At 72.8% G+C, this 20,546-nt stretch carries 11 protein-coding genes; all 11 read right to left on the reverse strand.

Annotated elements, in window-relative coordinates; translation table 11 throughout:
- Positions 1–8: 8 nt before the first annotated feature.
- The 11 genes from LY12_RS25360 to LY12_RS25410 all read right to left on the reverse strand — a co-directional run bounded on the left by LY12_RS25360 (position 9) and on the right by LY12_RS25410 (position 20,469).
- Positions 9–10,592: a non-ribosomal peptide synthetase gene (locus LY12_RS25360; RefSeq protein ID WP_253859994.1), complete on the reverse strand. Its 10,584-nt coding sequence runs from the start codon at positions 10,590–10,592 to the stop codon at positions 9–11.
- 62 nt (positions 10,593–10,654) lie between these two features.
- On the reverse strand, positions 10,655–11,428 hold the full coding sequence (locus LY12_RS25365) for an ABC transporter ATP-binding protein (RefSeq protein ID WP_253859995.1): 774 nt from the start codon (positions 11,426–11,428) through the stop codon (positions 10,655–10,657).
- Positions 11,425–12,354 carry a FecCD family ABC transporter permease gene (locus LY12_RS25370; protein WP_301303219.1) on the reverse strand — a complete coding sequence of 310 codons (930 nt, stop codon included), beginning with the start codon at positions 12,352–12,354 and terminating at the stop codon, positions 11,425–11,427. Before LY12_RS25370 ends, LY12_RS25365 begins: the two co-directional genes overlap by 4 nt.
- A 173-nt stretch (positions 12,355–12,527) precedes the next feature.
- Positions 12,528–13,544, reverse strand: a complete 1,017-nt coding sequence (locus tag LY12_RS25375) for a FecCD family ABC transporter permease (RefSeq protein ID WP_372493639.1) — start codon at positions 13,542–13,544, stop codon at positions 12,528–12,530.
- Positions 13,545–13,554: 10 nt separating this feature from the next.
- Positions 13,555–14,556: an ABC transporter substrate-binding protein gene (locus LY12_RS25380; protein WP_253859997.1), complete on the reverse strand. Its 1,002-nt coding sequence runs from the start codon at positions 14,554–14,556 to the stop codon at positions 13,555–13,557.
- A gap of 61 nt (positions 14,557–14,617) precedes the next feature.
- On the reverse strand, positions 14,618–15,478 hold the full coding sequence (locus LY12_RS25385) for a siderophore-interacting protein (RefSeq protein WP_253859998.1): 861 nt from the start codon (positions 15,476–15,478) through the stop codon (positions 14,618–14,620).
- A gap of 109 nt (positions 15,479–15,587) precedes the next feature.
- Positions 15,588–15,842 carry a phosphopantetheine-binding protein gene (locus LY12_RS25390; protein ID WP_253859999.1) on the reverse strand — a complete coding sequence of 85 codons (255 nt, stop codon included), beginning with the start codon at positions 15,840–15,842 and terminating at the stop codon, positions 15,588–15,590.
- 64 nt (positions 15,843–15,906) lie between these two features.
- Positions 15,907–16,578: an isochorismatase family protein gene (locus LY12_RS25395; RefSeq protein WP_253860000.1), complete on the reverse strand. Its 672-nt coding sequence runs from the start codon at positions 16,576–16,578 to the stop codon at positions 15,907–15,909.
- The gene (locus LY12_RS25400; protein ID WP_372493642.1) at positions 16,578–18,254 is read right to left on the reverse strand and encodes a (2,3-dihydroxybenzoyl)adenylate synthase; all 1,677 of its coding nucleotides are present in this window, start codon (positions 18,252–18,254) and stop codon (positions 16,578–16,580) included. The genes LY12_RS25395 and LY12_RS25400 overlap by 1 nt, the downstream gene beginning before the upstream one ends.
- Positions 18,255–18,268: 14 nt before the next feature.
- On the reverse strand, positions 18,269–19,468 hold the full coding sequence (locus tag LY12_RS25405; RefSeq protein ID WP_253860001.1) for an isochorismate synthase: 1,200 nt from the start codon (positions 19,466–19,468) through the stop codon (positions 18,269–18,271).
- A 245-nt stretch (positions 19,469–19,713) separates the two neighbouring features.
- On the reverse strand, positions 19,714–20,469 hold the full coding sequence (locus LY12_RS25410) for a hypothetical protein (protein ID WP_253860002.1): 756 nt from the start codon (positions 20,467–20,469) through the stop codon (positions 19,714–19,716).
- Positions 20,470–20,546: the final 77 nt, after the last annotated feature.

Here is a 20,546-nt window from a genome sequence, read left to right on the forward strand (position 1 = left end):
CTGCGCGGTCACCGGTCGTCCGCCCGCAGGGACCGCCGCGCGAGCCGCACCGCAGCGTCGGCGCCGGCCGTGTCTCCGGTGCCGACGCTGCCGTCGGCGAGCAGCTCCGGCAGCGCCCGCAGCACCTGTTCGAACGCGGCCGCGAGGATGCCCGCGTGCTCGGCCACCGTGCCCGGCCGGCACGCGACGATGCCGCGCCAGCCCGCGCCCTCCGGCATCACCGTGACCGTCACCGGGTGGTGGGTGAACTCCCGGAACCGCATGCCCGTGAGCCGCAGACCGGGCGCGGGTTCGGCCAGCCGGTCCGGGTCCACCGGATAGTTCTCGAACACCAGCAGGCTGTCGAAGAGCCGTTTCACGCCCACCGACCGTTCGAGCGCGGGAAGCGACACCGTGTGGTGTTCGGCCATCGCCTGCTGCCGGTCCTGCAGCTCGCGCAGCGCGCCGTCGAGCGAGCCGGTCAGGTTCGCGCGGACCGGCACGGTGTTGGCCAGCAGGCCGATGATCTCCTCGACCCCGTCCACCTCGGGTGGCCTGCCGGACACCATCGTTCCGAAGTGGACGTCCTTGCGACCGCTGCGCGCGGTCAGCACGGCCGCCCACGCGCCCTGCACGAGCGTCGCAGGCGTGATGCCGCCTGCCGCAGCCGTCGCCGTGAGCGCGCGCACCAGCTGCGGTTCGAGGTCGAACGTGACCGGTTCCGGCACCCCCGCCGCAACGGCATCAGCGTCGGCAGCATCGGCGGTATCGGCGGCGGTCGATGCCGGGGTGTCGGGCAGCGCCCTGTCGTACCGGTCCACCGAGGCGAGTTCGCCGTACCACGCGGCGACGTCGGCGTCACGGTCGCGTTCGGACAGCCAACGCAGGTACCGCGTGAACGGCACCGGCTCCGGCCGGTCGACCGTGTCGGTGCCCGCGGTGCGCGCGGTGTAGGCCGTGAAGATCTCCCCGAGCATCCGCGGGGCCGACCAGCCGTCCGACAGCACGTGATGCGTGGTCAGCACGAGGTCGACCGCGTCGGCGGTCCGGCGGACGACGGTGAGCCGCACGGCCGAGCCCTCGGCGAGGTCGAACGGCTCAGCCAGATCGGCGGCCAGCACCCTCTCGACCGCCGAGTCGACGTCCGCCTCGGTCGACAGGTCGACATAGCGACGGTCCGGTGCGGCGTCGGCGAGCAGGACCGCCACGTCCAGGCCGCGCGGGAACGCGGCACCGAGATTCGGATGCCGCAACAGCAGGTCGCAGGCCGCGGCGTGCAGCGCGTCGACATCGACCAGGCCGGTCAGCGAGAACGCCGCCTGCACCGTGTACGGATCGCGCCCGCCCGCGGGCACCCGCCGCGAGTGCTGCAGCATCAGTTCCTGCAGCGGGCTGAGCGGCAGCACGTCGGACACGCGATACCGCTGCTCCAGCCCCTCCACATCGGACTGCGTGAGGGATACGAGTGCGAAGTCGGACGGGGTGCGACCCGCGCCGGCCCTCGCGTCCTCGTCGGAGGCCAACGCGGTGAGTTCCCCGCGGAACGCGTCCACCAACCCGGCGACGTCGTCGTCGGTCAGCACCGCCCGCGGCCAGCTCACCCGCACGTGCAGCTCCTGGCCGTCGCTGCCGCCGGTGGTCATCGCGTTGAACAACAGGCTGTGCGGCATGGGGAGCGCGTCTCCGCCGGAACCGAACGGCGCCGACCCCGGTGGCGCCTGCCACGCGCGCTCACCGTCGGGGGCGGAGGCGAACTGGCCGAGATAGTTCCAGCTGACGTCCGGGCGCACCGGGCTCACCTGCCCGGCCGCGGTGAGAATCCCGTGGCCGAGGCCGTCGCCCTGGGCGCGGAGCTGCTCCTTGACCGCCTTCAGCTGCGCGGCAGTGCCACCGTCCGGCAGCGTGATCCGTGCCGGGTGGACGGCGGTGAACCAGCCGACCGTGCGCGAGAGGTCGAACTCCTGGGCCGGGTCCGGTGCGTGCCTGCCGTGCCCTTCCAGCGCGACGTACAGGTCCGGTTCGCGGTCCCGCCACCGGCCGATCGCCCTGGTGAGCGCGGTGAGCAGGACGGTGTCGGGCGTGGCGTGGTATGCGGTGGGCAGGCGTGTGAGGAGGGCTCTGCTCGTCTCGTGGTCGAGCGAGAACTCGTGGTGCACCGCCGTGGCAGCGGTGTCCCGCTGCGGGTCGAACCGCGCGCGGGTGAGCCGTTTCTGCGGGTTCCTCCCGACCGCGCGCCAGTGCGGCAGTTCACCTGCCCTCGCGTCCGCGGCCGTGTCGAGGGCGCGTGCCCAGCCCAGGAACGGTGTCGGCTTGACGAGGTCCCTGCCGTCGTAGGCATCGGCGAGGTCGTCGAGCAGCACCCGCCACGACACGCCGTCGACGAGCAGGTGGTGCGCCACGACCACGAGTCTGCCCAGCTCGGCGGGGCCACGATCGACCCACAGCACCCGCACCAGCGGCGGGTGATCGACGTCGAACTGCTCCCGCACGTCGGCGATCCAGCCGTCGACGAGGTCGCGCGGGTCGCCGCTCGCCGTGACGCGAGTGAGCACGTCGGCGGCGGTGACGGCGCCGGGATCGGGGATCCGCAGCACCCGGTCCCCGCGCCCCGTCCCGTCGGCGCCCGGCGCGAGGTGTGCCCGCAGTACGTCGTGGGTCCGCAGCACCGCGTCCACGACGCGGGACCACGTCGCGAGGTCACCGCCCGCCGGGACGCAGATCTCGGTCCACTGGCAGAAGTCGCCCGGCTCGGGTGCGCGGTCGAGCAGGTCGCGCATGACCGGCGTCAGCGGGGCGTCCCCCGTGGACGGTCCGGTGTCGGTGCCGCCGGAGGCGGCGTTGCAGCGCGCGGCGATGCCCGCGACGGTCCCGCCGTCGAGCACGTCGCGTGGCCCGAGCCGCAGGCCCTCCCTGCGCGCGCGGGACACGACCTGCAGCGAGACGATGCTGTCGCCGCCGACCTCGAGGAAGTGGTCGTCGAGACGAACGCCGTCGTCGCCCAGCACGTCCCGGACGATGCCGAGCAGCACCTGTTCGGCGTGGGTGGCCGGTTCCCGCCCGGCACCGTCACCGGTGTGTTCGGGCGCGGGCAGTGCCTGCTCGTCGAGCTTGCCGCCCGGAGTGAGCGGCAGCCGGTCGAGCCGCACGAACGCGGCGGGGACCATGTAGTCGGGCAGCTCGCCGAGCAGATCCTCGCGCAGCCGCACCGGATCGAACTCCGCACCTTCGGCCGGGATCACGTAGCCCACGAGCTGCCTGCCGCCCCGCACGACGACCGCGCAGCCGCGCACGTCGGGATGCCGGGTCAGCGCGGTCTCGATCTCGGCGAGCTCGATGCGGAAACCGCGCACCTTGACCTGCCGGTCCGCACGGCCGAGGAACACCAGCTGACCGTCGGGGCGCCAGTACACGACGTCGCCGGTGCGGTACATCCGCGACCCCGGCCCGCCGTGCGGGTCGGCCACGAACGCCTGCGACGTCTGCCCGGGCCTGCCGAGATAGCCGCGGGCGAGTTTCGGCCCCGCCAGGTACAGCTCACCGGGGACGCCGGTGCCCACGGGTTGCAGGCCGTCGTCGAGCACGTAGGCACGCACGTTCGGGTCGGGCCGTCCGATGGGGACGGCGCCGGTCTCGCCCGGTTCGTAGTGCCAGGTGACCGAGTTGATGGTGACCTCGGTCGGCCCGTAGGCGTTGAACAGCGCACGCCGGCCCTTGCCCCACCGGTCGGCCAGTTCGGGGTCGAGCCGTTCGGCGCCGACCACGAAGAACACGTCCTCGGGCACCGTGCGGTCCTCGGGCACCGCCGAGAGGAACGAGGGCAGCAGGTTGATGCCGGTCAGCCGGTGCTCGGCGATGTAGTCGAGCAGTTCGTCTCCCGGCACCCGCACCTCGTCGGGCGCGACGACGAGGGTTCCGCCGGAGGCCAGCGGCACCATCGTCTGCCAGAACGCGACGTCGAAGCTGGTCGAGGCGAAGTGCAGGTAGCGGTCCCGTTCGGTGACCCCGACGACCTCCTCCTGCAGCGAGATGAGGTCCGGGATGCCGCGGTGTGTGACGGCCACGCCCTTGGGTTTACCGGTCGTGCCGGACGTGTAGATGATGTAGGCCAGCGCATCCGGCGTCAGCCCAGCGCGGGCGTGGGCGGGGTCGTGGTCGCGGGCGGTGGCCGCCGCGGCCGGATCGTCGACCCGCACGACGGTGCCGTCCCCGGGAACCTCGCCGCCGAGTTGCGCCAGCGCTTCGGCGTCGGTGACGAACGCGGCGGGCCGCGCATCGCCGATCATGTAGGCGAGCCGGTCGTTCGGATAGTCCGGGTCCAGCGGCAGGTACACCGCACCGGCCTTGAGGATCCCCAGCAACGCGACGATCATCTCGACGTCCCGGCCCAGCAGCATGCCGACCGGCGTCTCCGGCCCGGCTCCCGCGTCGAGCAGGCGGTGGGCGAGCCGGTTGGCCTCGCGGTCCAGCTCGGCGTAGGTCAGGCTGCGGCCCCGGCACACGAGCGCCTCGGCGTCGGGGGTACGGGCCACCCACGAGGCGAACGTCTCCAGCACCCCGTCGCGGGGTTTCGCCGGGAGATACGACGTGCCCTGCTCCAGCGTCGCGGCGGTCTCAGCGGCGTCGAGCATCGGCAGACTGCCGACGGGCCGGTCGGGTGCGGTGACCAGTTCGGTCAGCAGGGTGTGCAGCCACCGGGAGTACCCGCGCACGGTGTCGTCGGTGAACGCGTGGGGCTGGTAGCTCAGCACGAGCCGCAGCGGGTCGCCGGGCAGCGCGATGACGGTGAGCGGATAGTGCGTCGCGTCGGTGATGTCGACACCGGCGAGCGCGACGGACTCGTCCACGGCGAGGCCCGCGCCGTTGAACGGGAAGTTCTCCATCACCAGCATCGTGTCGAACAGTTCGCCCACGCCGGCGGCGCGCTGGATGTCGGGCAGGCCGAGATGGTGGTGCTCGGCGAGCGCGACGGACGCGTCGTGGACGGCTTCCAGCAGCTCGGCCGCCGGCTGGTCGGGGCGGTGGCGCACCCGCACGGGGATCGTGTTGCCGAGCTGGCCGATCATCGATTCGATCCCGTCCACCTCGGCGGGCCTGCCCGACACCGGGCAACCGAACACGACGTCGCGCCTGCGGGTCAGTCTGCCGAGCAGCAGTCCCCAGGCGGTCTGCAACACCGTGGTGACCGTGATGCCGCGGTCGCGGGCGAAGGCGCTCAGCCGCCTGCTGAATTCCTCCCCCAGGTCCAGGGTGACCCGCTGCGGCCGGGCGACCTCCCGGCGGGCGGTCGCGGGCGCCAGCAGTGTCGCTTCGTCCACACCGGACAGCGCGTCGCGCCAGGCGTCGACCGCGGCGCCGCGGTCACGGCTCGCCAGCCAGTGGTGGTAGTCCTGCAGCGACGCCGACGGCGCGACCGCAGGTCCGCCGCCGAGTTCTCGGTACAGGGCGAGCAACGTCCGCCCGGTCAGCGGCATCGACCAGCCGTCGAGCAGCGCGTGGTGGTTGGTGAGCACGAGCCGGTGCTCGGCCGGGCCGAACCGGAAGAGCCGGAACCGGATCAGCGGCGGCACCTCCGGGTCGAACGGCCGCTCCAGTTCCTCGCGGCACCGGTCGGCGAACACCGCGTCGACATCGCCGCCGCGCACGTCGTCGTCGCCAACGTCGCCGCCGCATACGTCGCCGCGGCTGGAGTCTGCTGTGGACAGGTCGATGTGCTGCCAGTCGACGTCGGCTTCGGCGGGAAAGACCTGCACGACCTGGCCCGCCGCGGTCGTGGCGAGGTGGGCGCGCAGCGCGGGCTGCCTGCGCAGCAGCTGCTCGGCGGCGTCGGCGAGGCGCTGCTCATCCAGCTCGCCGGTGAGGGTGAGGACGGCCTGCACGACGTACACGTCCGTGTCGGTGTCGCCGGCGGCCATGGTGTGGAACGACAGTCCGGCCTGCAGCGCGGTCGCCGGTAGCACGTCCGAGACGGGCCGCGCCTGCTCGAGCACGTCGATGTCGGCCTGGGTCAGCGACACGAGCGGCAGATCGGACGGCGTGAGCCCACCGCCGCCGGGGCCGATGCGTTCGGCGTGGGCGGCCAGGGCGTCCAGTACCTCGGACCAGGCGCGCTGCAGTTCGGCGAGGAGACCGGCGTCGACGAGCCTGCCCGCCGCGGTCCACTCGACGGCCAGTCTCGGCCCGCCGGCATCACCGTCGGCAGCGCCGCCGGCGTCACCGTCGGCGTGCTCGTGGACGAAGCAGTTCAGCGCGAGGACCTGTTCGAGCGCCTTGCCTTCGGGTTCGAGGACGCCGAAGGCCTCGCGTTCGGGCAGTCGCCAGTCGCCGCCGTCGGGTGCGGTGAACCGGCCGAGGTAGTTGAGCAGCACCTCCGGTGGTTCCGGCGCCAGTGCGGCGGCGTCGTCGAGGTGCCGCAGGATGCCGTGGCCGATGCCGCCGCCGGGCACCGCGCGGCGGGCCTCCTTGACCGCCCGCAGCAGCCGCCCGGCCGCGTGGCCGCCCGCCAGTGCGTCACGCAGTTCCGCATCGGTCCGCAACGCCTCGGCGGGGACGCGCACCGGGAATTCCGTGGTGAACCAGCCGATCGTGCGCGAGAGGTCGGCGCCGGGCGTGAGTGCTTCGCGGCCGTGGCTTTCCACGGTGATCCCGAAGGCGTCGCGGCGCGGCTGCGCGTGCCCGCCCGGTGCTGTGCGGGTGTGGACGGCGCGCAGTGCCAGGGCCAGTGCCGCGAGCAGCACCTCGTCGGTTCCGGTGCGGTACGCCGCGGGCAGTGCCGTCAGCGCGGCGGCCGACGACCGTGCGCTGAGGACGGTGACGTCGCGGCGGGCCGTCGCGGCGGTGTCCCGCGCGGGGTCGAGCGCGGGCAGGCCGAGCGGCCGGATCGCCGGGTCGGTCGCGCCGTGCCAGTGGTCGAGTTCGCTGCGCCGCTCGCCCGCCGCGCCCTGTTCGGCCAGGGCGAGCGCGTGCGCGCGCCACGACGTGCCCGTGGGCGCGAGCATGTCGCCGCGGCAGGCCGCCCGCAGGTCCGGCAACAGCACCCGCCAGGACATACCGTCCATGACGAGGTGGTGCGCCACGATCACGAGCCGGTCGTCGCCAACGAGGCCCAGCCGCAGCATCTCGCCGGCCGCCGGGTCGAGCTCGGCCGCGAGGCGCTGCGCCACGTCGGCGGGGTCGGTGCCGGCGGGTTCGGCCGACACCATGCCCTCGGCCGAGACATCCGTGACGGGCCGTACCTCCAGCTCCCTGCGGCCGGTCAGCCGCAGCCGCAGTGCGGCATGCGTGTCCAGGACGACGCCGAGGCCGGTGACCACGCGCGGCCGTGCCAGCGGCGTGGCCGTCGTGACGACCGTCCACTGTGCGTAGCCCGCGAACGCAGCCGGGTCGGGATGCGGGTCGAGAAGGCCGCAGGCGATCGGCGGTGCGGGCAGGGTGCCGACGGGCTCGTCGGCGACGGCGGGTTCGGTGTCGCCGCCGGAGGTCGACATGCGCATCGCGAGCGAGGCGAGGTCGCGCCGGGCCAGCAGGTCGCGCGGCCGCAACTCGAACCCGTGGCCGCGGAGGCGGCTGCTGACGCTGATCGCGCTGATGCTGTCGCCGCCGAGACCGAAGAAGTCGCCGTCCGGGCTCACCTCGTCACCGGGCAGGTCGAACACCTCGGCGACGACGGCGCACAGCAGCCGTTCGCGTTCGGTCGACGGTGGCCTGCCCGACGTCGCGGCGCGCGGCGCGGGCAGCGCGCCGCGGTCGACCTTGCCGCCCACGGTGAGCGGCAATTCGTCGAGCACGACGACGGCCGACGGCACCAGGTGGTCGGGCAGCCGCTCGGCAAGGCCGTCGCGAATCGTGTCGGGGGTCGGGGCCGCGCCGCGTTCGGGCACGACGTACCCGACGAGCCGGGGCGTCGCCGTGTCGCTGCGGACCATGGCGACGGCACCGCTCACCCCGGGCAGTGCGCCGAGTTCCGCCTCGACCTCGCCGACCTCGACACGGTGGCCGCGGATCTTCACCTGGCCGTCGGCGCGGCCCAGGTAGTCGAACCCGCGCTCCGGACTCCACCTGGCCAGGTCGCCGGTGCGGTACATCCGCTCGCCGGGCGGGCCGTACGGATCGGCCACGAAGCGTTCGGCGGTACCCGCGAACCGGCCGAGGTAGCCGCGCGCGAGCTGCGGCCCCGCGAGGTACAGCTCCCCCACGGCGCCCGGTGTGACCGGCTGCAGTGCGTTGTCCAGCAGGTACGCACGCATCCCCGCGAGGGGCTTGCCGATCACCGGGGTGTCGCCGTCGATGTCGGCGTAGGCGGCGTCGACGGTCGCCTCGGTGGGGCCGTAGATGTTGCGTCCGGCCACATCGGAGTCGGCGATGCGCCGCCACAACGCGGGCGGTGTCGCCTCGCCGCCCAGCACCAGCAGCGACGGCCGGTGCCCTCCGGTGAGCAGGCCCGCGTCGAGCAGCGGCGCGGCCAGCGACGGCGTGGTGTCGACGACGTCGATCGCGTCGCGTTCGCAGGCGGCCAGCAGCGCGTCGGCGTCCTTGGTGACCTCGGTGCCGTAGAGGTGCAGTTCGTGCCCGCACAGCAGCCACAGCAGCTGGTCGAGGGCGGAGTCGAACGCGAACGAGTACGTGTGGGCCACACGCAGCCCGCGGCCGGCCCTGCGTTCGGTCTCGGCGACGACCGTCGCGCGCTGGTGGTGCAGCAGTGCGCGCAGCCCGGCCGAAGGCACGAGCACGCCCTTGGGCGTGCCGGTCGAGCCGGACGTGTAGATGACGTAGGCGAGGTCGTCGGGGCGGCGTTCGCGGGCGAGTTCCACGGTCGACAGTGGACGGTCGTCGCAGCCGGACGCCTCCGCGACCGTCACGGTGGGGACCGCGCCGAGGTCGCGGCCGAGCGCGGGGTCGGTGATCGCCAACGCGGGCCGCGCGTCGTCACACAGCAGGCGCAGGCGCTCGTCGGGGTGGTCGAGGTCGAGCGGCAGGAACGCCGCCCCCGCATCGAGCGTGGCCAGCAGTGCCACGACGAGGTCGGCCGACCTCGGCAGCGCGACGGCCACGACGTCGTCGGGTCCCGCGCCGCGCGCCCGCAACGCCCGCGCGAGGCGGTGCACCCCGGCGGCCAGGTCGGCGTAGGTGAGCCGTTCGTCGCCGCAGACCAGCGCGGTGTCGCCGCCGCGCGACGTCGCCAGCGCGGCCAGCACGTCCGGCACCGCAGCGGGTTCGCCCGGGATCGCCGCCGGTGTCCACTCCTCCGGCACGGCAGGACGCGCCTGCCCCGGCAGCAGCGATACCCGTCCTGCCGTGCCGTCCGGATCCGCCGACAGCCGCCGGACGATCGACCGCACCGCGTCCAGCCTGGCATCCACATCGGACTGCGAGTGGGTTCGGGCGTCCACTTCGAAGCCGAGCAGCAGCCCGCCCTCACGGCTCGGCAGCACGCTCAGGCCCATGTCCTCCGGCGGTCCACCGGCGACGTTGCGCATCACACCCCGCGAACCCGCGAAGTCCAGCGTCAGGTCGAACGCCTTCAGGTTCACACCGGCCCCGTGCAGGATCGCCCCGGCGCCCGGGGCCGCCAGGTCGCGGGGCAGGTTCTCCCCGCGGTAGCGCTGGTGGGCACGCAGTTCCGCCATCGCCCCGGCCACGCGCCGCGCGACGACGCCGAGCGTGTCGCCGCCGCGCACCTCGACCCGCAACGGCAGCACGTTCACCGCCATGCTCGGCGTGCGCAGCTCCGCCCCGGTCGTGCGGCACATCAGCGGCAGTGCGAACACCACGTCGGTGCGCCCGAGCAGCCGGTGCAGGAACACGGCGTAGCAGCCCAGGAGGGCGTCGCCCCACGTGACGCCCTCCCGGTCCGCGCACGCGCGCAGCTCGGCCATGTCCTCGGCGGCCAGCTCCGCACTCGCCGACACCGTGTCCGCGAGTCCGGAACCGGGAGCCGTCCACTCGGGAAGGTCCGGCAACGGCGTCATCCGGTCGACCCAGTACGCGCGGTCGGCGTCGGGCCGGTCGCTCGCCAGGTAGTCGCGGTCGGCGGCGACGACGTCGTGCAGCGGGCTGAACGGACACGCGGGCGGCTCCTCACCCCGCACCAGCGCCGTGTACCGGGCGGCGGTGCGACGGGCCAGCATCGCCGCGCTGTACCCGTCGAACACCAGGTGGTGTCCCAGCTGCGTGTACCAGACCTCCGTGGCCGACAGCGTGATGATCGCCTGGGTGTACAGCGGGCGGCCGGTCATGCCGCGCGACGACTCGGCCAGCGCGCGGCGCTCCGCCGCGACGAGTTCCTCCGCCGCGGCGCGCGGATCGGCCGCACCGCTCACGTCGGCCACCCGCGGCGCGGGCACCGGATCGTCGCTCACCCACTGCCGCGGCCCTTCGGCCGTGTCGGCCAGCCGCAGCCGCAGCGACTCGGCGTCGCCGACGGTGCCGGTCATCGCCTCGGCCAGCAGCGCGACGTCCACCGGCTCCTCACCACTGAGCTGCACGACGTCACCGACGACGTAGTGCGGCGAATCCGGTTCGAGGCGCTGGGCGTTCCAGATGCCCAGCTGCGCGCTGGTCAGCTCGAACAGTTCGGCGGCAGGTGCCGCGGATTCCGCGGGTTCCGACGGGGACAACTCTCGCTCCTCACGAAGGCCTTGGGCAGAACCGGCCGGGTGCGGCCGATCGGCGGCTGCGGCTACTCGGGCACGACCATCGGCGTGCCGCTCACCGGGTCGGCGACGATCACGCTCGGCAGGTCGAACACGTCCTTGATCAGTGCGGCGTCGACGACGTCGGCGGCCGTGCCCTCCGCGGCGATCCGGCCTTCCTTCATCGCGACGAGGTGATCGGCGTACCGGCAGGCCTGGTTGATGTCGTGCAGCACCGCGATCACGGTGCGGCCCTCGTCCCGCAGCCGCGACAACAGCGCGAGCAGCCGGTACTGGTGCGTGATGTCCAGGAAGGACGTCGGCTCGTCGAGCAGCAGGTACGGCGTGTCCTGAGCCAGCACCATCGCCACCCACACGCGCTGCCGCTGCCCGCCCGACAGTTCCGCCACCGGCCGGTCGGCGAAGTCCTCCACCTCGGCGGTGACCATCGCCTCGGCCACCGCCTGCTCGTCGGCCGTGGTCCACAGCGCCAGCAGCGACTGGTGCGGATACCGGCCACGTGCGACGAGCTGGCGCACCGTGATGCCCTCGGGCGCGAGCGGATCCTGCGGCAGGAACGCCAGTTCGCGCGCCAGCGCCTTCGCCGGAAGGTCCGACACCGAGCGGGAATCCAGCGACACGGTGCCCTCGCCGGGTTTCAGCAGCCGGACGAACGCCCGCAGCAACGTCGACTTCCCGCAGCCGTTCGGCCCGACGACGGCGGTGAACGCACCGTCCGGGACGTCGAGGCTCAGCCGGGTCGACACGACCCGGTCGCCGTAGCTCAGGGTCACGTCCTGCGCGGACAGCCGGGTGGTCATCTCCGCCTCACCTCCTGAGCGAGCAGCCAGATCAGGTAACCGCCGCCGATCGCCGTCGTGACGACGCCGACGGGAAGGGACACGGGGGCGAGCAGCATCTGCGCGATGAGGTCGGCCAGCTGCAGCAGCACCGCGCCGGTCAGCGCGGCGGGCAGCAGCGGAACGCCGGGCGCCTTCGCGAGTCTGCGGCCGATCTGCGGCGCGGCGAGCGCAACGAACATCACCGGCCCCGCCACCGCCGTCACCGTCGCGGTGCAGCCGACGCCGACCAGCACCATCAGCAGCCGCTGCCGCTCCAGCGGCACGCCGGTCGACACGGCGATCGAATCGCCGAGTGCCGACTGCTGCAGCGCCGACGCCCGGAGTCCGATGACGGCCAGCAGCAGCGCGATGACGGTGAACGGGACGAGGAGGTCCTCCCAGTCGATGCCGTTGAGCGAGCCCGAGTTCCAGCCCACCGCGGCCATCGCGACCTCGAGTTCCGCGCGCAGCACGAGCCAGTTGTTCAGCGCCGTGACCATCGCGTTGACGGCGATGCCGATGACGACCAGGCGCATGCCGGACAGGCCGTTCGACCGCGACAGCGAGTACACCAGCGCCGCGGTCACCAGCCCGCCGGCGACCGCCCCGAACGCCACGGTGGTGGACGCCCCGGCGAACACCGTCATGACCAGCAGTGCTCCGGTGTAGGCGCCTGCGTCCAGGCCGATGATGTCCGGACTGCCCATCGGGTTACGTGTCAGGTTCTGGAAGATCGCACCCGCCACGCCGAGCGCCGCGCCGAACAGCATCCCCGCGACGACACGGGGCGCGCGCCACTCGGCGATCACCACGGACGGTTCCAGCCCCGTCAGTGCGCCGAACACCTCACCGGGCGTGGCCCAGCTCGTGCCGTAGGACAGGCCGACGAACCCGAGCGCGAGCATGGCCACGACACAGCCGACGACGAGCGTGATCGTGCGACGCTCCACGAACCACGCGCGGCCACGCACGGGCACCCGCACCGCCGAGGTGCGCCGCAGCAGCGTGGACTCCGGCGTCTCCCGGGTGTCCGAACGCTGCGTTTCCTGTCGCTGCGTGTCGTGTCGTTGCGTGTCGGTCACAGTGATCCCGCCCCGTATCGCCGGACCACCCAGATCAGCATCGGGCCGCCGAGGAAGGCGGTGACGATGGCGACCGGCACCTCACCGGTGTGCAGCAGTACCCGCGCGAGCGTGTCCGCGACGAGCATGAGCACCGGCCCCACGACCGCCGACAGCCCGACGAGCCACGGCACGGAACCGGACGTCAGCCTGCGCAGCAGGTGCGGCACTATCAGGCCGACGAACAGGATCGGCCCCGCGACCGCGGTCGCCGCGCCCGCCAGCACGGTGATCAGCACGAGCGTCAGCGTGCGGACACGCGCGACGTTGGCGCCCAGCGTGTGCGCGACCGTGTCCCCGAGCGCGACGGCGTTGAGGGACCGCCCGATCACCAGGGCACCGACGAGCGCGACACCGATCGCGACGAGCGGCACCGTCAGGTCGGTCTGCTCCCTGCCCGCCAGCGAACCGACCGCCCAGAACCGGTATTTGTCCAATGTGTCCGGTGAGGTGAGCCGGATGCCGAGGGACACTCCCATCAGCACGGCCGAGAACGCGACGCCCGCGAGCAGCAGCCGCAGCGTGGAATACCTGCCGACGGCGTACACCAGTGCGGTCGCCAGCACCGAACCCACGACACCGAGACCGAGCTGCGAGACCGCCGAGCCCGCCAGGCCGAGCGCTGCGCCCACGGTGAGCGCGAACCCGGCCCCGTGGGTGACGCCGAGGATTCCCGGCTCCGCCAACGGGTTCCGCGACAGCGTCTGGATCAGCGCGCCCGCCACGGCCAGTGCCGCCCCGACGGCCACGCCGAGCAGGGTCCGCGGGACCCGGATGTCGCGGACGACGAGGTGGTCGCCGTCGAACGGATCGAAGTCCGTCAGTACCCGCCACAGCTCGCCGAGCGGTACGGCGCGGGAACCGACGGTGACGCTGGCCGCGCAGGCGGCCAGCAGGGCGACGACCGCCACGGCGAGGACGACCGGGCGGGCCGTCCTCGCCGTGGGCGGACTCGCGGCAGGTGCGCTCGTCACGTCCGCGGCGTCACTTCTTCAACAGGGGTGCGAACGTCTCGTCCAGTGCGTCGAGCGTCTGCTGCGCCTGGCCGTACGTCGCCGCCTCGGTGTACTTGATCGGGAACGTCATGTCCTTCCTCACCGCGGGCAGGTTCTTCCACAGGTTCGAGTCCATGACGTACTTGACCGCCTCGGGCACCGACCCGTCGGCGTTCACGCTGTAGGTGATCGCCTCGGCCTCGCGCATGGCCTCCGGCAGCTGCTCCAGCGACGGGTACTCGCTGACCGCGCGGGAACCCTTGCCCTTCTCCGCGACCTCGCCGTAGTACGTCGCGCCGATGTCGTTGGCGATGTTCGTGCCCCACGAACCGTCGAACTCCCGCTGGAAGTTGCCGTTCTCGACCTCGCCGTAGTTGCCGACGTGCGCCAACTCGAGATCGGGCAGGACATCGGCGTACTTCTGCTTCAGCTCGTCGGCCTTGCTCTCGTACGCGTTCTTGACCTCGTCGAACTTCTCGAGCGCGCCGGCCGCGTCGGCCTGCTTGCGGGAGACCTCCCGCCACGCCGACGGCACATCGGGGCCGACGGCCACGACGGGTGCGATCGATTCGAGACGCTCGGCGTCGATCTCGCCGAAGATGGGTTTCGGGACGCCGATGACGATGAGGTCCGGGTCCTGCTCGGCGATCGCGTCGTAGTTCGTCTCCGCGGCCGTCTCACCGGCGACCCGCGGCAGATCCTCATAGGACTTGAGGTCCTCGTCGGACATCAACGGCTCGCCGCGCTCCCACGAGGAGATACCGACGAGCGGGGCGTCCGCCTCGATGAGCGTGGGCACCGCGTACCCGGTCGCGACGACCCGCTTCGGGTCCTGCGGAATCTCCACGGTGCCGTTGTCGGCCTCGAACTGCCGAGTGGGTCCCTCGGACTGCTCACCACCGGCTGCTCCGCAACCGGAGATGCCGGCGGTCAGGGCGAGGGCGGCCGCGGCGACCACTCCCTTGGTGAGACGGGATCTGAACAGAGACATCGTTTTCGTCCTTGAACAACTCGATGGGTGGGGTCGGGAATTCAGTTGTCGGTCCTCGGGCTCACTCGTGGTCGTCGTCGTAGTCGGCCACGCCGAGCTTCCAGTAGCCGGTGATGTCGTAGTCGCGGCGGGCGAGGCGGAGTTCGTCGCGGACCCACCTGCGGAGCGGCTTGAGCGTGCCCGCCTCACCGGCCAGCCACACGTAGAGACTGTCCCCATCGGACGGACCGGGGACGGGAAGGGACCGGATCGCGGGTTCGAGCAGATCCGCCGTTCCCGGGCGCGCAGCGCCGCGGTGGAGCCAGTGGACCGCGACGCCGTCGGGGGCGTCGAGCGGAATCTCCTCACCGGCGTCGGCCACCTCGACCACCGCCCAGCCCTCGGCCGTCGGCGGCATCTCCTCGAGCCACCTGGCGATCGCGGGCAACGCGGTGATGTCACCCCCGAGCAGGTACTTGTCGTAACTGTCGGGCACGACGAGCCCACCGGGCGGGCCCGCCACGTGGACGGGCTCGCCCGGCTCGACCGTGCGCGCCCACTCCGCGGCGAGACCGCCGTCGTGCACCGCGACGTCGATGTCGAGTTCCCGTGCCGCGGGGTCGAACCGGCGGACCGTGTACTCGCGCGACGTCGGCGAGGGGCGCGGCCACGACAGCATGGTGCCGTTCGGCTCCGGCAGCCGGAGCGTGCCGTCCGGGTCGGCGAAGACGAGTTTGACGTGCTCATCGGGCACATGGGCCTCGAAACCGTCGACGCCGGGACCGCCGAGCGTGAGGCGGATCAGCCCGGACCCCACCATCGCGGTGCGGACGACCTCGACGGTGCGGATACCGATCGGATAGCCCACCTTCTCGGCACCCTCGCCGGCCCGCACCTCGGCGATCCGGTCGAGATGACGGTGGCGGTGATCGACGCGGCTCATGCGTTCTCCTGTGTTCTGCGGGACACCCTCCCCGCTTGCGGCGAAAAAGCATGCCGCAACGGGGGCCCAACCCGGTCGAACCACATGACCTGGGCGGCACGATCGTCGGTCATGCGTTCTCCTGCGTCAGCAGGGAGATCCAGCGGCCGAGTTCGGGCCGTTCGGCCAGGTCGGGGAACTCGACCGTGTCCGCACCCGCCGCACGCCAGCGCTCGATGAGGCTCATGATGCGGATCGAGTCGAGGCCGGCGTCGAGGAGGTTCTCGTCGGCGCCGATGTCGCCGGCGTCACGGCCGAGCAGGTCGGCGACGTCGGCGCGTACGGATGCGGCCGTGAGGCCGGCCTGCTGCGTGGGATCTGCCATGCTCTGTCCTCTATCGTGGTGGCGGTGTATCGGAGAGTGGTGCTGTGACGCGGCGTCCGGCGGGTCACCGCGCGGCGGCGGTCACGGGCGCGGTGAGCGCGGCGGCCGTGGTCGCCGTGTCGACGACGGCTCCGCAGCAGCCCGCCACGTACGCGCACGCCTGGTCGTGGCGGTCCCGCGAGAAGTCGGCCACCGCGTCGGCGACGAGGAACGGCCGGACATCGCGCATGAACGCCTCCTGTGCGGTGGCCTGACAGCCGATATGGGCGTACACGCCGGTGATCATCAGCTGGTCGCGGCCCGCGGCGGCGAGGCGTTCGGCGAAGTCGCTGCGCTGGAACGCGCTGTAACGCCACTTCGTCAGCACCGTGTCGTCGGTGGCCGGGGTCAGCTCGTCGACGATGTCGGCCACGTGCGGGTCGTCGTCGACGTGGGCACGCATGCCCTGGCCCCAGAAGTCGGTCTGCAGCCCGCGCTCGCCGGGCGGCGGGGTCGCGGGCTGGGCGGTGTAGAACACCGGCACGCCCCGCTCCCGGCACGTGGCGGCCAACGCGGCGATGTTGGCCGTCATCTCCGGGATCGGCGCACCGGCGAACGGGCGCATGAAGTACCGCTGCATGTCGTGCACGAGCAGAGCGGCCCGGTTCGCATCGACGCTCCAGTCCACACGCGACACCGGCAGCTCGCCGGCCGCGGGCAGCGCGTAGGGTTCGATCTTCGGCAGGGACAACGACATCACCCGTTCTTCGCCTGAGCCGCGAGCACGGCCCGCAGCTCCCTCTTGCTCGTCTTGCCGACGCCGGTCGTGGGGAACTCGGCGGTGAGCACGACCCGATCCGGGACCTTGAACGCCGCGACGCCGCGTTCCCGCACGAAACGCCGTAGCTCGGCCTCCCCCGGCTCGGTCCCGTCGACCGGCACCACGTAGGCGCAGGTCCGTTCACCGAGGAAGTCGTCGGCCACGCCGACGAGTGCGGCGTCGAGGACGTCGGGATGGGCCATGAGGTGGTTCTCCACCTCCTCGGGGGCGACCTTCTCGCCGCCGCGGTTGATCTGCTCCTTCACCCGGCCGACGACCTCGACGTGACCGGATGGACGGAGCCGCACCAGGTCTCCGGTCCGGTAGAAACCGTCGGCCGTGAACGCCGTCGCGTTGTGGTCGGCTGCGCGGTAGTAGCCGCGGATCGTGTACGGGCCGCGGGTGAGCAGCGCACCCGCCTGCCCGGGTTCGACGACGTCGCCGGATCCCGCATCAGGGTCGTCGGGGTTCACCACGCGGATCTCGTCGTCGAGCGAGATCGGCCTGCCCTGGGTGGACAGCACGAGCTCGTCCGGGTCGTCGAGTCGCGTGTAGAACACGAGCCCCTCGGCCATGCCGAACACCTGCTGCAGCCTGCATCCCAGCGCGGGTTCGATGCGTTCGGCGAGTTCCCTCCCGCACTTGGCACCGCCGACGAGCAGCACCTCCAATGTGGACAGGTCCCGCCGAGTGCGTCCTGCGGCCTGGACCCACGCGGCAGCCAGCGGCGGCACGACCCCGCACATCGTCACGCCCTCGGCTTCGATCAGCGCGAAGGCGGTGTCCGCGTCCGGCCGCGGTGAGAGCACCACGGCCGCCCCGGCGTGCAGCGCACCGAGGATGCCCGGCGAGCTCATCGGATAGTTGTGCGCGACGGGCAGCACCACGAGATACACGCTGTCGGGGCGCAGCCGGCAGATCCGGGCGCTCTCGCGGACGCTGTAGAGGTAGTCATCGTGCGTGCGCGGGATGAGTTTGGACATCCCCGTGCTGCCGCCCGACAACTGGAGGAACGCGAGACCCTCCGGGTCCGGATCCGGCAGCTCCCGCGGCTCGGCCGCGGCCAGCTCGGCGAACTCGTCGCTCCCGACGACGAACACCCGGCGCACCGACGGCACCTCGCCGGCCACCGCGTGCGCCGCTGCCGCGTAGTCGTGGCGATCGTGGCTGCCGACCGTGACAATGGCCGCGGCCTCGGAGTGCGCGGCGAAGTGCACCAGTTCCGAATGCCGGTGCGCGGGCAGTGCGAACACCGGCAGCGCGCCCGCCCGCCACAGTCCGAAGATCACCGGTACGTACTCGGCGACGTTCGGCAGCTGCACCAGCACGCGCTCGCCCGCCTCGATGCCCCGGTCGGCGAACCCGGCGGCGAGCCGGTGCGCCTGCTCGTCGAGTTCGGCGTAGTTCCAGCGCACCTGCTCGCCCGTCGCCGCGCTGACCCCGACGACCGCGGTGCGCTCGGCGTACGCCGCGGCCAGCCCGCTCAGCCACGTGCCGAACGTCTGCCCGCGCCAGTGACCCAGCGCCCGGTACCGCGCCGCGTCGGCCACGGGCCAGGGCGTGTGGCCGGGCCCCGGGTCCACAACGGAGTCCACGGCGGGGTCGGGGTTCACGGCGGGGTCGGCGTTCACTCGGCCACCCCCAGCGCTCCCAGCAGCGTGCGGAACTTCGCCCGGGTCTCCGCCAGTTCCGCCTCGGGGTCGGACCCGGCGACGATGCCTGCGCCCGCGTGCACGCGCACGGACCGTCCCGAGGCCTCGGCGCAGCGGATCGTCACGACCCATTCGCCGTCGCCGTCGGCGCCGGACCAGCCGACGAGCCCGGCGTAGTAGCCGCGGCTCGCGGGTTCGAGGTCGGCGATGACGTCGCGGGCGGTCGTCGTCGGCACGCCGCACACGGCCGGGGTCGGGTGCAGTGCCTCTGCGAGGGCCAACGACGAGGATCCGGGATCGTCGGGGTCGTCGAGCGTGCCGGTGATGCGGGTCGACAGGTGCCACATCGTCGGTGTGCCGACGACCTCGGGCGCGGGAACGTCGAGGTCGGAGCAGAACGGCCGCAGCACGTCGGCGACCTGCCGGATGACGAGCGCGTGCTCCGCGTGGTCCTTGGCGGCGGTGCGCAGATCGTCGATCCGCCTGCGGTTCTCCGCGTCGTCGGCGCTGCGCGGCCGGGATCCCGCCAGGGGGTTGACCGTGACAGTGCGGCCGCGCCGGGAGATCAGCAGTTCGGGGCTGGCGCCGAACAGGGTGCGGGCGGCCGGGTCGCCGGGTGCCGTGACGTCGACGGCGAAGACGTGCGCGGCCGGGTCGGCGCGGGTGAGGCGCGCCAGCAGCGGTGGTACGGACACCGGTGCGTCCGCGGTGACGTCGAGGGCCCTGGCGAGGACCACCTTGTCGATGTCGCCGGTCTCGATGTGCAGCAGCGCCTTGCGGACGGCCTCGGCGTAGTCGACGGGATCGGGCTGGGGTGTGACGGTCCAGGCCGCGGGAACCGGAACCGACGCCGCCGAGGCGGTGGCCGTCCCGTCGGGTGCGGGCGCTCGGCGGACGAGAGCGGGCACGACCAGGCTCGCCGCGTCGTCGGGCCGGAATCCGACGGCACCGGCGACGATCGGATCGGCCAGGCCCGCGGCGCGGGCGTCGGCGAGGGCGCGTGCCGCGGCCTGCGCCCTGGACGTACCCGGTTCGGCCGGCACCACCGCGTGTACCCCGTCGGCGAGCAGCGTCCCCCGCCGCGACGAGTAGTAGAACGAGCCGGGCAGATACGCCGTCAGCAGGTCGGCGGCGTCGTACTGGGGCCGGGGCCGCGCCAGGACCGGTGAGGACACTCAGACAACTCCCTCGAGAGACACGGCGTTCGCTCCTCGTTTCCCGCCGGCTCGCCCTCGCCGGCGATCCCGGCGACGGAGCCGAACCTCGATGCCGGCTCGGTGACCCGATGAGCGACATCATGGTTAGCCTTACCTAACGAATCTGAACCGTACGTTAGGTAAGGCTAAGATGAAAGATGCTTCCGTGAGATCCGGTTCACAGCCCCATGACCGGTTCGGACCAGTGGATTCGTGACGTTCTGTTACGAGCACGCCATGAGCTCGTACGATTCGACGTCGACCTCGGGCCAGCCCCGCATCGACCCCGGCGAACCGTAGGTACCCGTGCAGCCGACCGTTCCGCCGGCCAGATCGAACACCTCGGCCAGCACCGGCGCCTCCCGGCAGGCCGCGACACTGTCGACGTCACTGCAGTCGTGACTCACGACCACCACCTCGGGCACGTCGTCACCGTCCACGTCGTCGAGCGTCACACTGCCCGCGTCGGAGAAGTACGGCCGCTGATCCGAGCGCCAGCTGTCGCCCCGCCACACGTGGAGCTCACCGACCATGCCGCCGTCGTGCGGACCGCGCACGAGACACACCGGCGTCGCGCTCTCCTCGCAGCGCAGCGAGTCCTGATTGAGCGGAACCCCCATCGTCCCGATCGCCACCTCGGCCACGCTCGACGACGCGGGCCCACCCGCGCGCAGCCTGCCCGCCGACCCACGCTCGGCCGCCAGCAGCTCGACCGTCATGCCGTTGACCGACGCCGACGCCACGACGCGGCACGGACCACCGGCGCAGCCGTCGGCGGCCGTCGGCGTGGGCATCGAGAGCCCGTCGGCCACCTCGTCGTCGTCGCCCTGGCGCAACAGCACGGCCGCCACCAGCGACGCCACGACCACCACGGCCGCGAGCGCCACCGTCAGCAACACCGGCCTCGGCGGCCTGCGTGAGGCAGGCTCGGCCCCTTCCGGCCGCTCCGCCCCCTCCGGTTCCGACGACTCACTCCGCACACGCCGAGCCTAAAGCTCCCCACGACCCGTGACGGCTCATCCGTGGCACATCGCGCGGACGTGGGACAACCCGGATC

Origin of the sequence: Prauserella alba (assembly GCF_024171735.1) — a bacterium.
Lineage (GTDB): Bacteria > Actinomycetota > Actinomycetes > Mycobacteriales > Pseudonocardiaceae > Prauserella > Prauserella alba.

Excerpts from the sequence above, each read along its gene's own strand:
- LY12_RS25365 (WP_253859995.1), bottom strand. The coding sequence starts at position 11,428 with ATGACCACCCGGCTGTCCGCGCAGGACGTGACCCTGAGCTACGGCGAC.
- LY12_RS25370 (WP_301303219.1), bottom strand. The coding sequence starts at position 12,354 with ATGCTCGCGCTCGGGTTCGTCGGCCTGTCCTACGGCACGAGCTGGGCC.
- LY12_RS25380 (WP_253859997.1), bottom strand. The coding sequence starts at position 14,556 with ATGTCTCTGTTCAGATCCCGTCTCACCAAGGGAGTGGTCGCCGCGGCC.
- LY12_RS25385 (WP_253859998.1), bottom strand. The coding sequence starts at position 15,478 with ATGAGCCGCGTCGATCACCGCCACCGTCATCTCGACCGGATCGCCGAG.
- LY12_RS25390 (WP_253859999.1), bottom strand. The coding sequence starts at position 15,842 with ATGGCAGATCCCACGCAGCAGGCCGGCCTCACGGCCGCATCCGTACGC.
- LY12_RS25395 (WP_253860000.1), bottom strand. The coding sequence starts at position 16,578 with ATGTCGTTGTCCCTGCCGAAGATCGAACCCTACGCGCTGCCCGCGGCC.